The organism is Streptomyces sp. NPDC059256 (assembly GCF_042753785.1).
Taxonomy (GTDB): Bacteria; Actinomycetota; Actinomycetes; order Streptomycetales; family Streptomycetaceae; genus Streptomyces.
This window is the reverse complement of record NZ_JBHYZO010000043.1, coordinates 1-12,651: the sequence shown is the minus strand read 5'-3', so window position 1 is coordinate 12,651 and position 12,651 is coordinate 1. Positions and strand designations below refer to the sequence as shown.

Sequence of the window (12,651 nt, the reverse complement as noted above, 5' to 3'; positions counted from 1 at the left end):
ATGGACCCGCCCAGACCGCTACGCACCCACGCGCAGAACAGGCTTGATCACAGCCCCCGCCCGCGTATCCGCAACAGCCTCATTGATCTGATCGAACGCGTATGGGGTGACCAGCCGATCGAAGGGGAAGCGGCCCGCCTTGTAGAGGTCGATGAGCTGGGGGACGAACAGTTGGGGAATGGAGTCGCCCTGGGCGACCCCCCGGACCTTGCGACCACCGAGGAGCGCGTTCATGTCCACCTCGGCCCGGGCACCGGCGGGCGCACCTCCGATGAGTGCGGCAGTGCCGAGGGGTGCGAGCGCATCCACCGCGAGGGTGAGCATCTCCGGCCGGGCGGTGATCTCCAGAACATAGTCCGCACCGCCATCGGTGATCTCCGCGATGCGCGCGGCGACATCCTCCTCCTTCACATTCACCGTGTGGGTGGCGCCGAGTTCCGCAGCGAGCTCAAGGCGTTCGGCGACGATGTCGACCGCGATGATCGGGGACGCTCCCGCGACCTTCGCCGCCATCACCGCGGCGAGCCCGACCGTGCCCGTGCCCATCACCACGACCGATGCACCCGCGGGGACCTTCAGCGAGTTGAGGATCGCACCGGCTCCGGTCTGTAGACCGCAGCCGAGCGGGGCCAGCAACTCCATCGGCACATCGGGGTCCACCTTGACGACGTTGCGTTCAGTGGCCAGGGAGTGGGTGGCGAAGGAGGACTGTCCGAAGAAGTGGCCGTGGATCTCCTCGCCGCCGGCGCTCTCGCTCCGGTGCAGTGCATTGGTTCCGTCGAGGCGGGAGCCGCCGAAGTTGGCGGGGAAGGAGACCGCGCAGTACGCGGGGTTGCCGCTCAGGCACGGTCGGCAGTGACCACACGACTGGTAGGACATGACCACATGGTCGCCAGGTGCCACCGTGGTCACGGCGTCACCGACCCGTTCGACGATGCCCGCGCCTTCATGACCGAGGACGGCCGGCAGCGGTACGGGCAGCGCCTGGTCGCGCACATGGACGTCGGTCTGGCAGACCCCGGCCGCCACCACCTTGACCAGCACCTCGTCGGGGCGCAGCCGAACGTCGAGCTCCAGGTCTTCGAAGACGAACGGCGCGCCCTTGTACTGCACGACTGCGGCTTTCACCGCGAGGGAAGTGCGGCCTGAGCCGTCGGACGCCTGTGGGGAGAGGGATTCCCCTGCTACCGCCATGATCAATTCTCCCAACCGGATGTGCTCCCCGGGGACAGGGCGGGTGCCGCTGGCGGGGACGGTGATCCATCTGCCGCCTCTGCGGCCTGGAACGGAACGCGGACGAACAGTTACCGCGGCACCCCCGAGGGAGCACCTTGAAGCAATTTAGTTCGTTGCGCAACGAAGCATAGGCACGCTTCGATTCAAGGGTCAAGGAGCCCTGGAGGCCACCCGGCGGCAGGCGGGAATAGCTCGGCACACCCCGGCGCTATGAGTGCTATATTTCGTTGAAAGACAAACTATATTGAGGTGGTACCCCACTCTGAACAGGGGAGTCGTCCTCCGAGGCAGTGCTGAGATCGTTGCGTGGCCCGCAACAGCTCCTCTCCCCGGGATTCGACCCCAGCCACCAGATCAGCGTCTCTCCGAACCTCCGGGCACGCATCCCGGGGGGATCGCCGAGGGCCCGCTTGCCGCGGGGACATTCGCCCGGCCGAGCCCGGTCGAAGCGGAGATCGTCCACCCCGCACCACGCCTGAGCTGACCGGAGCCACCACCCGCCCGCACCGCCGACGACAGCTCCAGGAGGACACCATGGCCACCACCCAGATCGCTCCCGACGCCCAACAGACCATGCGGGCCTTCCTGACGGCCGCGCGCCTGCTGTCGGAGCAGTTGGGGCAGGGGCTGCGGCGGGAGAGCGGAATGTCGCAGATCCACTACGAGATCCTGGCCTGGCTCTCCGATTCGCCCGACCAACAGCTGCGGATGACCGAGTTGGCCCGGCGCACCGGGGTGTCGACGAGCAGGCTCTCCCACCTGGCCGACCGTCTCGAACAGCGGGGTTGGATCGAGCGGCTCAGCAGTGCGGCAGATGGTCGGGTCCATCTGGCCCGGCTCACGGGGGCGGGGCACGATGCCATGGAGGAGGCCGCTCCTTGGCACGCCGAGTGTGCGCAGTCGCGCTTGCTGGACCACCTCACCGAAGAACAGTTGCAGCAGTTGCGGCTCATCAGTGAGGTGCTCAGGGAACAGCTGACCGGGCGTGGTGTGCAACTGCCCGCACAGGGTCCGCGCCAACCGGCCGGTTGACCGTCCCGCGATCGATCCGCCCCGCATCACAACGTACCGCGCATCGCGACACACAAGGAGCAGGAGTACAGACCATGGCGATCCCCACCGGTTCCGTCGGCCTCAACATCGACCCCGCTGCGGCAGGTGCGGCATCAGCGCGCAGGCTCGCCCGGCTGGCCGATGAGGGCGGGCTGGACTTCGCCGGTGTGCAGGACCACCTGTACCACCCGGAGTTCCTGGACGCCTGGACCCTGGTCACCACACTGGCCGCCACCACCCGGCGTCTCACCCTGATGCCCAACGTCGCCAGCACCGTGCTGCGGCCACCGGCACCACTGATCAAGGCCGCCGCCACCCTGAGCACCCTCACCGAGGGGCGTGTGGCGCTGGGGGTGGGTGCCGGAGCCGCGCCACCCGCCAGCGCGGCCTACGGCGCTCCCCAGTACTCCCCCGGCGAGGCCGTCAGCGCCTTCGAGGAGGCGATGTTGGTGATGCGGGCCATGAGCGACCCGAAGCAGCGGTCCGTCCGATTCGACGGGGTGTACCACCGGCTCCAGGGAGCCCGACCGGGACCGTTCCCCGCAGAACCCGTTCCCCTCATGGTGGGCGCCTACGGACCGCGCATGCTGCGGATCACCGGCCGGCTGGGGGACGGCTGGTTGCCGACGAACACCTACGCCCCGCCCGAGCGGGTGGCAGCCATGCAGCAGATCATCGACGAAGCCGCCACGGCGGCGGGGCGCGCCCCTGGCGACGTTCAGCGGATCTACAACGTCATGGGCACCATCACCGATCCCGGCACCTCGCCCTCGGAAGGCCAGGGGCTGGTGGGACCACCGCAGTTCTGGGTCGACACCCTGTTGCGCTATCGCGGTGAACTCGGTTTCGACTCCTTCCTCTTCTGGCCCGTCAATGCGGACAGCGAGGACCAGTCCGCCCGCTTCGTCGAACACATCGCCCCTCATGTCCGTACCCCGAAGCCGGAAGGACGCCCGTGACCACCTCCCCCGCCGATGTCCGCACGGTCGACCGGCAGCTGCCCGCTCTACCGATGGGCACCTGGCACATCGACCCCTTGCACTCCACCGTCGGCTTCGTCGCCCGGCACCTCGGATTCGTCCGGGTGCGCGGTCGGTTCACGGACGTGGAAGGAGTGCTGCGGATCACGGACCCCGTCGAGGAGTCGACGGCGGAGGTGTGCATGGCGACCTCGACCGTCGACACGGGTGTTCCGGCCCGTGACCGTCATCTGCGTTCCGCCGAGTTCTTCGACTCCCGGCGGCATCCACGCATGGAGTTCCACGGTCGTGGAGTACGACCGAACGGCGACGGCTGGGTGATGGACGGTGAGCTGACCGTCGTGGGAACGACCCGGCCGGTGACACTGAACGGCGAGTTCCTCGGTGAGGACGTCTACCCCTTCACCGGAGGCCGTCGCATCGCATTCAGCGGCCACGCCCGGATAGATCGGCGCGACTTCGGAGTGTCAGCCCTGCCGCCGCTCCCCGGTGCCGCCATCTTCGTGGGTAACGAGGTGGACGTCCATCTGGAGATCAGTGCGGTCGACAACGAGACACGCCCCTTCAGCGAACAGATCCTCGGACGCCCGCTCGCCATCTGACGGCGCCCCCGAACCCGACGGGTGCCACCGCATCCGACCGGACACCCCGCAACAGGAACAAGGAACTGATATGACCAAGATCGCTATCGTCGTCGGCAGCACCCGCCCGGGGCGCGTGGGCGACACCGTCGCCCAATGGGTCCACGGCATCGCCAGCCAGCGGGATGACGCCCAGTTCGACATCGTCGATCTCCGTGACATCCAACTGCCCCTGCTGGACGAGGTCGCCCCGCCGTCGTTCGGGCAGTACGCCAACGACCACACCCGCCAGTGGTCGACTCTGGTGGACTCGTACGACGGATTCGTCTTCGTCACCCCCGAGTACAACCACTCCACCTCGGGTGCGCTCAAGAACGCCATCGACTTCCTGTACGGCGAGTGGAACAACAAGGCCGCCGGGTTCGTCGGCTACGGCAGCGCGGGCGGTGCACGGGCCATCGAGCACCTTCGCGGCATCATGGCCGAGGTGCAGGTGGCGACCGTACGCAACCAGGTGATGCTGTCCCTCTTCACCGACTTCGAGAACTTCACCACCTTCACACCGCAGGCGGTGCAGGCCGACGCGGTGGGTCCGATGCTGGACCAGGTGATTGCCTGGAGCACGGCGCTCAAGCCGCTGCGCACCGCCGCGCAGGAGACGTCCACTGTCGCCTGATGGCTGATGGCTGATGGCTGATGGCTCAGGATGACAACCGGTCCCCCGCCCCTCGGGTGGACCGGTTGTCGTCTGTCACGAAGGGGCTTCGGGCATCGCCCCGAAGGACCGATCAGCAGCCCGTTGGGGCGTCGCGGGAGCGCCTCGCGGTTTCGTACGGGACCGTGCCAGGGACGGTCGGCGTGACCCTGGCGCTGTACGGGCGCGGTGCAAGAAGAACGAGATGAACGCGGCGGACTCGACGAATGCCGAGGAAGAACGGGGACTTGGAGCAGCGACGCTCGATGGTCGGCGGACGCCGGTGTCGTTCACTGCGGCGCCCGCGCCACCTGGCTCTGTCGGCGGCGAACGGCGATCATGCCATCGCGGCCATCAGGAACGCGTACACCGCCAGGGCGACGATGCCCAGCACGATCCCCGCCTTCGCGATGCCCACACTGGATCGCGGCGCCTCGCGCAGCGCCAGGTATCCGGCCAGTATGGCGAGGGGGCCGAGGATCAGGCTGAAGAGGAAGAGGGCGAGGACTCCGCACACCAGGCTGACGATCGCCAGCCCTTGTGCGTAGGAACGGCTGCGAGGAGCGGAGGTACCGCTGAAGCTGTGCATGGCTTCTCCCGTAGGACATGGGGTCGGGGTTCGTACCTGTCTGTGCACGCGTGTTCCCGCGCTGACCCTCCTCAGTCATCGAAGGCGCGAATTCCACCCGGCCTTCCCTTGTCCCAGCTTGTCCCGGGGGCCGGCACTTCCATCCACTCGCCCCACCGTCAATGCCCAATGCCATGAGCACAGTTGGGGATCTCGCGGAAATAGCGGTGCACCATCGCGGCGTTACGTGGGAGGAAGCGCGACTGATGCGCACCGACGAAGGAGGCAGTCATGGCCGGCGACCGAGCGATCATCCATCTGGCCGATGGTGACCGGGCCGTGCGCATCGGTACCGAGGAGTCCGGGACCCATGTCGTGGCCGCCTCCTCCGTGGAAGCGGCAGTGGCACACGCGGTCGAGCTGGTCGATCGAGGGGTCGACAGCATCGATCTGTGCGGCGCGACCGGATACATCTGGACCGCAGCGGTCGAGGCTGCGGTCCGGGACAGGGCCCACGTGAACACGGTGCTCTTCGGCTTCGAATCGCTGACCAGTGTGGCCCATTACAAGGAGCAGGCAAATGCCGGTGCCGCGCTGACGGCGCTCTTCATCTTCGTGCAGGAGGGGGCCGGACCGGAGAAGGAGCACTTCGTCCACCACGAGGGCGACTCGCGTTCGGTCTTCGTCGCGGTCCCGCATCCGGATCGGGGGGCGGCGGTGGCGGCCGATTTCGCCGACCGCGTTCAGTTGATCGAGCTGTACGGAGGATTCGGGGCATCCGATGTGGCGGCAGTGATCAGCGCAGTGGACGGACGGATTCCAGTGGGAGTCGCCGCCCACTCCTAGAACCGCTCCGGGACTGGAGCCACACGATCAGCGGTGCCGCCGCGCGGTGTGATCGGACGGCCCCGGGGCGATCCGATCACATCGGGAGCGTTGGGTTTCTGATGGGGCCGATGGTCGCTCGCCATCGCTAATCGGCAAAATCGAACAGGTGTACCATTTCGGTTCATGGCTCTCTCCCCGTTCCCGCGCGACCTGCCCGATGCCCACCGGCGACCGCTCCAGGCTGCCGCCGTCACCCGCCCCGCGCCCGGTGTTCCCGCGAACAGCGGGGCCAGCCGTACCTTCCTCGCCGCCGCCTGACCCGCTTCACCATGAGCGATTCCGAACGGGCACGACTGCGGGGTGAGCTGGAGATGCTGCGGTTCCTGCGGCGGGTCCAGATCCAGCAGCTGGAGCAGACCGAGCGCTGGATCGGTCGGGCCGAACACCGTCTTGCGCGGAGCCGTCCGGACGGGACCGTCCCGCCCCGGTCCCGGCGTCCGACCCCATCGAATGCCCCGTCACGATGGGTCCTGGAGCAGAGCATCGCCGGGCCGGTCACCATCCACACCGGCGATTGCTGGATACCCATCGAAAACAGCCAACCGCTCACGCGGGCCCAGGCCCGCAGCGCATTGGCCGACGGCGCCATGGCCTGCCCGGGATGCCGGGCGGACAGGGCACTCGGACAGCTCGAATGATCACTCGGGCACTCCCCCGAGGCACGAACCACGGACAACTGGCAGCACTGGGAACACAGGGGACAACAGCTCATACCTCAATGCCCAACCCCTCGCACCAGCGGTTTTCAATATGGCTGGTTGCGATCCTGCGCCCCGCCGTGGAGTCCTAGGGTGCGTGGGCGTGACGCCCTCCTCGGATAGTTCCCCGCTCTGGCGCAACCCACAGTTCGCCCTGCTCGCCTCGGCACGTGGCATCTCGGTCCTGGGGAACGGCTTCGCCCGGGTGGCGCTCGCCTTCGCCGTGCTCGCCCTGCCCGGCGCCACACCGGGCGAACTCTCCTTGGTCCTGGCCTGCCAGGCACTGCCCCAGTTGGTGTTCATCCTGCTCGGCGGAGTCATCGCCGATCGCATGTCCCGGTCGCGAGTGATGGTCCTCGCCGACCTCCTGGGCATGACGTCCTACGGGGTGCTGGCTCTCCTGATCCTGACCGACCACGCACCCTTGCTTGCCCTGTGCCTCCTGGCCGTGGCGGCGGGGACCGCGACAGCATTGTTCTCCCCGGCGATGGACGGGGTGGTGCCGCTCGTGGTGCCGACCGAACGGCTCCAGCAGGCCAACGGACTGCTCCGCATGAGTACGAACATCGCCCTCCTGTTGGGACTGGACCCTCTCCGGTGTGACGGTCGCCGTGGTCGGGGCCGGCTGGGCGCTGGCGTTGAACGCACTCTCCTTCGGGGTCAGCGCGGTCCTCACCGCCCGGCTGCGCATCGCAGGTCGGCCACCCAAGGTCTCCTCCGGTTGGGCGGACCTCAAGGAAGGTTGGCGCGAGTTCTCCTCCCGGACATGGCTATGGGTAGTGGTCGCCCAGTACTCACTGGTGGTGGCCGCGCTGAACGCGTTCCTCGGAGTCCTCGGGCCGCTGGCCGCGGAGTCGGACCTCGGTGGCGCCCGGGCCTGGTCGCTGATCGTGGCGGCACAGGCGTTCGGGACCATCGCGGGTGCCGGACTGGCCAGTCGGGTTCGGGTTGCCCGACCGGTGTTCGTGGCGGTGCTGGCCACCTTCCCGGCAGCGGCCCCGATCGCCCTGCTCGCCTGGCAGGCACCCCTGTGGGTGATCGCCCTGGCCATGTTCGCAGCCGGTGTGGCCGCGGATGTGTTCGCCGTGCTGTGGGTGACCACCATCCAGCGTGAGATCCCCGAGGAAGCGCTCTCCCGGGTCAGTTCGTACGAGTGGTTCGGCTCGTTGGCCTTCGCTCCGCTCGGACTCCTGGTCGCCGGGCCCGTCGCAGAGGCCGTGGGAAGCAGCGAAGCCCTGGCCGGGTGTGCGCTGTTGGTGGTCGTGGCGACCTGCGCCGCGCTCCTCTCGCGCCAGGTGCGCACCTTGACTTCCAAGACTCCCGCTCCGACGAGCGAAGAAGGCCCCCGGGCAACCCCGGAGGACCGTCCGTCGAGCCAGGAGGCAGCGGGCTGAGGCCGGGCTCCGGCTTCCGGCTCCTGGCTTCTGGCTTCTGGCTTCTGGCTTCTGGCTCCTGGTAGGCGGCCCGCTGTGATGATGCACCGGCAGCGGCGCGGACACCATGGCGACGAAACCACGCCCGCCGGCCCCCGTCGGCGCTGTGGGACGGGAGATCGGCGGACGGGAGTGGCTGGAAGGTGGGGAAGGTCAGGAAGGACCGCCGGACAGGAGGAACCCCCGGTACCCGTCCTGGGCTACGGCCGTGCACTCCTTGCGGTAGCGGTCCAGCCCTCCGACGTAGGCCAGAAAGACCCTCGGCTTGCCGGGCACGTTGGCCCCCGTGTACCAGGAGGCGGCAGCCGGGTAGAGCGTCTGGCCCGCAAGTTCGGCAACGTGGGCGCCCCAGTTCCGCTCGGCTTCGGGGGTCGCATCGATCTCGGCGATGTCGTGGTGCCGCAGATGGGTGATGCAGTCGGTGATCCACTCCACGTGTTGCTCGATCGACACCATCATGTTGGTGAGAACCGACGGACTCAGCGGCCCGGTGATGGTGAACAGATTGGGAAAGCCCGCCGAGACCAGACCCAAATAGCTCTGCGGGCCGTCCGCCCACTTCTGCTTCAGGGGCAGGCCGTCCTTGCCGACGATGTCGATGGCGGTCAGTGAACCGGTGATGGCGTCGAACCCGGTGGCGAAGACGATCACATCGACGATGTGTTCCTGGTCGGTGGTCCGCACTCCCTTCGGGGTGATCTCCACCATCGGAGTCCTACGGAGGTCGACCAGAGTCACATGGGCCTTGTTGTAGGTGGCGTAGTAGTCGGTGTCGAGGCAGGGGCGTTTGGTGCCGAAGGGGAATGTGCGCGGGGAGAGGGCCTCGGCGGTCTCGGGGTCGACGACGGTCGACCGGATCTTGGACCGTACGAACTCGGCGACGGTCTCATTGGCCGCTTCGTTGACCAGGATGTCCGTGTAGGAGCGCATCATTGCGCTGAGTAGCCCGGTGTTCCAGGCCGCCTCGTAGGTGGCCGCGCGTTCCTCCTCGCTCACGTCCAGGGCGGACTGCGTCGGCATGTCACAGACCGAGCCGCCCTTGGAGAGGCGCTGGGCTGCCCGGAACTGTGGATAGCCCGCCTTGTGCTCGGCCAGTTCGTCGAGCGGCAGTGGACGGTTGAGGGCCGGCAGCGCATAGGCCGGGGTGCGCTGGAAGACGGTGAGCTCGGCGGCTCGCTCGGCTATGACGGGGATGATCTGTACGCCGGATGATCCGGTGCCGATCACGGCGACCCGCTTGCCCGTGAAGTCGACCTCTTCCTGCGGCCAGCGGGCCGTGTGGTGGATCTCCCCCGCGAAGGTGTCCACGCCGGCGATGTCGACCTTCTTGGCCACCGAGGAACAACCCGATGCCATCACCACGAACTGTGCGGTGATCCGCTCGCCCGTATCTGTGGAAATAAGCCAACTACATCTGTTCTCATCATATTCGGCGCCTGATACCCGGGTCCGCACGGTGATGTCCTTGCGCAGGTCGAATCTGTCGGCCACATGGTGGATATAGCGAAGGATCTCGGGTTGGGTCGCGTACTTCTCGCTCCACACCCACTCCTGATCGAGCTCGGGAGAGAAGGAAAACGAGTAGGAGAGGCTTTCGATGTCGCAGCGGGCACCTGGGTAGCGATTCCAGTACCACGTACCGCCGATGTCCTCGCCGGCTTCGAGCACACGGACCCGCAGACCCTTTTCCCGTAGCCGATGGAGCTGATAGAGGCCGGAGAGGCCGGCACCGACCACAACGACATCGACCGATGGAGAAGGGGACGGAACACTGTTCATGGAATTCTCCCGTGGGGGGGGTCCTCGCCCAGGCCATACGGGCCGGCGCGCCGATCTGGTGCGGGCCGCCGGTCTCACCGCCGTACGAGCGTCGCGGTGTTGGCGACAGTGGATCAGCCGCCTGCCTTCCCCTTGTTCGCCCCCTTTCGCACAACTATCAAAAGGAAGCGTCATTCCTCCCTCTAAGCTCCGGCGATTTCCGGGGACGATCCACTCGGCGATGATGGTGCGCCCCTTTGCGTCTCGCCGCCACCGATTGTGGTCAGGTGGGCGAAGAATCACAGGGAGTTGGCGTGATCGATGTGACTCCGCTCATGGGTCGGCCATCATCGAACCCACGCTCCCGAGGGATTTTTTGACAGCGCCTTGTTCGCCCGGAAGTGGCAGCGTTTTCCCATCCGGAGTGATTTCCCATCCAGAACACCCGCAGGCCGATGTACGTGCTCAGCAACCAACGGCCCTGCCGGGGAGTGTTATCAGCCGTCGTCCGGGACCGCCCCTATCAATTGAATGCGGCGAGTCGCTCACCATGGACGGTCGAACCCACGCATCGACTCCCCTCCGACGACCATTCGACCCGACGGGTCCGAGCGTGGGCCCCCGGTCTCATGTCCAGGTCATGCGTCGTCCCCCGGAGCCTGAGGCTCCGGGGGACGACGAAAGGGAGTGGCACCACCCATCGGGTGGCCCCTTCTGAACCCGAAGGGTGATGCCACCTGCCCGGTGCCTCCGTTCCATCCCTTGGCAGAGGCGCCGGGCGTGCGGGGAGCGTCAGCCCTGGTTGCCGCTCGCAGACGAGTGGCTGGCCATGACAGCTCCGTAGAAGGGCATGGCCAGGCTGCTGAAGATGTCAGCCGTGCCGGGACCACCGGGGTTCTTCCAGTCGCGCAGCAGTTCGGAGATGACACCCACGGTGCTGTTGAGCGTGGCACCGGCGTTCTGGAGACGCAGCAGGGAGGTCTCGCGAGCGAGCTTGTTGGTGGTGCCCGACGCATCCGTGACGGAGTGGACTTCATAGCCACGGCCGAGCGCGGAGAGGGAGGCGAACATCAAGCAAACGTCGGTGATGACACCCGCGATGACGAGGTTGGGGCGGTTCATGGCGCGGACCGCGTCATCGAAGTTCGGGTCGTCGAAGGCGTCGACCTCGCCCGAGCGGTGGATGATCGGTGCCCCCTCGGGCAGTTCGGCGACCAACTCGGGAAGGAGCGGCCCATTGGGCCCCTGGGGCGCCGACGTGGTGGCCACGATCGGAAGACCGAAGACCTTGGCGGTACGGGCCAGGGCCTGGGCGTTGCGCCGGACTTCGTTCTGGTCGTGGTCCTGCACGCCGAGGATCAGACCGGCCTGGTGGTCGACCAGGAGGATGCCCGTGTTCTCGGGGGTCAACCGGTTGGTCAGGTAGCTGTTGCTGCTCATGTCGCTGATTCCTTGGGGTGAAGCGGCCCGGGAGCCGCGGTTCAGGTGCCAACCACAAGCTTTTTGTTGCTTGCGCATTCATCTTAACCAGCAGCCTTCCGTAGGTATTTCCGCGACCATCCACCTCTTGGTGGTGATCTGGGTCACACGACGGTGTCGCACTCCCGAACGCCGTCCACCGTCTGGAGCGCATCGAGGGTGCCTCGAAGGGACGCCAGCTGGTCCGAGGAGAGCCGACTCGCGAAGGACCTCTCGACCACCTCGGCATTGGTCAGTACGGCCGCCCGCAACAGCGCCCGTCCCTCCTCGGTGAGCTCGATCAGCGCGCCACGCCCGTCCTCCTCGATCGGCGTACGGGCCACCAGCCCCCGCTGCGCCAGCCGATCGCAGAGCCGACTCACGGCGCTCTGCGTCAGCACGATCCGCTCCTTGAGGTCCTTGAGCCGTGCACCGTCCAGCGGGATGTTCACCAGGGCGTCGAACTCGCTCACCGAGAGTCGGTGCCGATCCGCCAGCTCGCGTTCGATCTCACGGAGCACCGCGTGGTGGATCTCCATGAAGGATCGCCACACTCCGACCCTGAAGGACCGGGACGCCGTGGCAGGGTTTGACTGGGACATGGGCCGCCTCCTCGTTGCATGCGTACACAACATTTTCGCAGATCGTGTACGCAAACCACGCACCCCGCGCAGCCCGAACCCAACCACTCCGGCGCATCCCTGGCGCTGCTCCGTTCAAAGACCCCGAGCCGTCCGGATCCTGAGGTGTGGAGCCCGCCACGCACCGTTACGAGAAGGCACGGAAGAGCCACCTGAACACACCTAGCACGGTGGCGGTCCACGCCACTCCGAAAGCGCCTATCACCGCCGGCTGGGAGCTGATCACCCCCGCGACCAGCAAGATCATCGACAGCACCGCCATCAGTGGCAGCAGCGCTCTTCGCCAGCGAGGGCGCGCCGGACTGGCGGCGACCCGGCGTTCAAACCGCCGGTCGCGCCGCAAGGCGCTCTCCAGCTCTGCCCAGGCTTGCTGTTCGCGGTCCGTCAACGGTCTGGCCGACATGGTGACCTCCCAGAAGCGTGAGGGAAACCTCCCACTTCATGGCGTCCCTTGGCACAGGGTTGCGACACCCTCGGGTCCATGGGCATCCATCAGCGGACACCCCCTCCAATGTCGCTCAGCTCCCGTGGACGCGCCAGTGCCGGGCACGAACCCAGCCGCTCTCGCGCGTCCGGGGGGGGGGGGCCGGCGCGCCCCCGCCCGCGCCCACGAGGACCGTGAGTCGCTCACAGCGGTCGGCGGCGGTCGTTACCAGGTGGTGG

Annotated in this window: 14 protein-coding genes and 1 pseudogene; 9 read left to right on the top strand and 6 right to left on the bottom strand. The window is 67.3% G+C overall.

From position 1 onward, the window contains the following. Window positions 1–18: 18 nt before the first annotated feature. Entirely contained in the window at window positions 19–1,194 is a 1,176-nt protein-coding gene (locus ACFXJL_RS34600) for an NAD(P)-dependent alcohol dehydrogenase (RefSeq protein WP_384699429.1), read from the bottom strand. Between the two features lie 576 nt (window positions 1,195–1,770). Here ACFXJL_RS34600 and ACFXJL_RS34595 point away from each other — a divergent pair. The 4 genes from ACFXJL_RS34595 (at window position 1,771) to ACFXJL_RS34580 (ending at window position 4,526) form a co-directional block, all read left to right on the top strand. After that, complete coding sequence (locus ACFXJL_RS34595; protein WP_358882492.1) at window positions 1,771–2,268, top strand: MarR family transcriptional regulator; 498 nt, start codon at window positions 1,771–1,773, stop codon at window positions 2,266–2,268. A gap of 74 nt (window positions 2,269–2,342) precedes the next feature. After that, on the top strand, window positions 2,343–3,248 hold the full coding sequence (locus ACFXJL_RS34590) for an LLM class flavin-dependent oxidoreductase (RefSeq protein WP_384699426.1): 906 nt from the start codon (window positions 2,343–2,345) through the stop codon (window positions 3,246–3,248). Continuing rightward, window positions 3,245–3,871 (top strand): YceI family protein, encoded by a 627-nt coding sequence (locus ACFXJL_RS34585; RefSeq protein ID WP_384699423.1) that lies wholly within the window; start codon window positions 3,245–3,247, stop codon window positions 3,869–3,871. Before ACFXJL_RS34590 ends, ACFXJL_RS34585 begins: the two co-directional genes overlap by 4 nt. A gap of 70 nt (window positions 3,872–3,941) precedes the next feature. Further along, window positions 3,942–4,526 (top strand): NADPH-dependent FMN reductase, encoded by a 585-nt coding sequence (locus ACFXJL_RS34580; RefSeq protein WP_384641123.1) that lies wholly within the window; start codon window positions 3,942–3,944, stop codon window positions 4,524–4,526. A gap of 355 nt (window positions 4,527–4,881) precedes the next feature. Here the strand turns inward: ACFXJL_RS34580 and ACFXJL_RS34575 are convergent, their stop codons facing one another. Continuing rightward, window positions 4,882–5,133, bottom strand: coding sequence for a DUF4190 domain-containing protein (locus ACFXJL_RS34575; protein ID WP_358882496.1), 252 nt, complete (start codon window positions 5,131–5,133; stop codon window positions 4,882–4,884). A 270-nt stretch (window positions 5,134–5,403) separates the two neighbouring features. On the opposite strand from ACFXJL_RS34575, the gene ACFXJL_RS34570 reads away from it, so the two are divergent. The 5 genes and pseudogenes from ACFXJL_RS34570 (at window position 5,404) to ACFXJL_RS34550 (ending at window position 8,092) form a co-directional block, all read left to right on the top strand. Beyond that, on the top strand, window positions 5,404–5,958 hold the full coding sequence (locus ACFXJL_RS34570; RefSeq protein ID WP_384699418.1) for a DUF6506 family protein: 555 nt from the start codon (window positions 5,404–5,406) through the stop codon (window positions 5,956–5,958). Window positions 5,959–6,123: 165 nt separating this feature from the next. After that, window positions 6,124–6,258: a hypothetical protein gene (locus tag ACFXJL_RS34565; protein ID WP_384699416.1), complete on the top strand. Its 135-nt coding sequence runs from the start codon at window positions 6,124–6,126 to the stop codon at window positions 6,256–6,258. Between the two features lie 11 nt (window positions 6,259–6,269). Further along, window positions 6,270–6,638 (top strand): DUF6233 domain-containing protein, encoded by a 369-nt coding sequence (locus ACFXJL_RS34560; RefSeq protein WP_384699413.1) that lies wholly within the window; start codon window positions 6,270–6,272, stop codon window positions 6,636–6,638. Between the two features lie 112 nt (window positions 6,639–6,750). Continuing rightward, window positions 6,751–7,221 (top strand): annotated as a pseudogene (locus tag ACFXJL_RS34555) (MFS transporter); the annotation flags it as partial. A 76-nt stretch (window positions 7,222–7,297) separates the two neighbouring features. After that, the gene (locus tag ACFXJL_RS34550; RefSeq protein ID WP_384699410.1) at window positions 7,298–8,092 is read left to right on the top strand and encodes an MFS transporter; all 795 of its coding nucleotides are present in this window, start codon (window positions 7,298–7,300) and stop codon (window positions 8,090–8,092) included. Between the two features lie 192 nt (window positions 8,093–8,284). On the opposite strand, the gene ACFXJL_RS34545 is transcribed toward ACFXJL_RS34550, so the two are convergent. The 4 genes from ACFXJL_RS34545 to ACFXJL_RS34530 form a co-directional block, all read right to left on the bottom strand. Next, window positions 8,285–9,910 carry a flavin-containing monooxygenase gene (locus tag ACFXJL_RS34545; protein WP_384699407.1) on the bottom strand — a complete coding sequence of 542 codons (1,626 nt, stop codon included), beginning with the start codon at window positions 9,908–9,910 and terminating at the stop codon, window positions 8,285–8,287. Between the two features lie 771 nt (window positions 9,911–10,681). Then, window positions 10,682–11,329 carry an isochorismatase family protein gene (locus tag ACFXJL_RS34540; RefSeq protein ID WP_329026730.1) on the bottom strand — a complete coding sequence of 216 codons (648 nt, stop codon included), beginning with the start codon at window positions 11,327–11,329 and terminating at the stop codon, window positions 10,682–10,684. 143 nt (window positions 11,330–11,472) lie between these two features. Next, entirely contained in the window at window positions 11,473–11,949 is a 477-nt protein-coding gene (locus ACFXJL_RS34535; protein ID WP_358880393.1) for a MarR family transcriptional regulator, read from the bottom strand. Window positions 11,950–12,115: 166 nt separating this feature from the next. After that, the gene (locus tag ACFXJL_RS34530; RefSeq protein ID WP_358880394.1) at window positions 12,116–12,391 is read right to left on the bottom strand and encodes a DUF3040 domain-containing protein; all 276 of its coding nucleotides are present in this window, start codon (window positions 12,389–12,391) and stop codon (window positions 12,116–12,118) included. Between the last annotated feature and the right edge of the window lie 260 nt (window positions 12,392–12,651).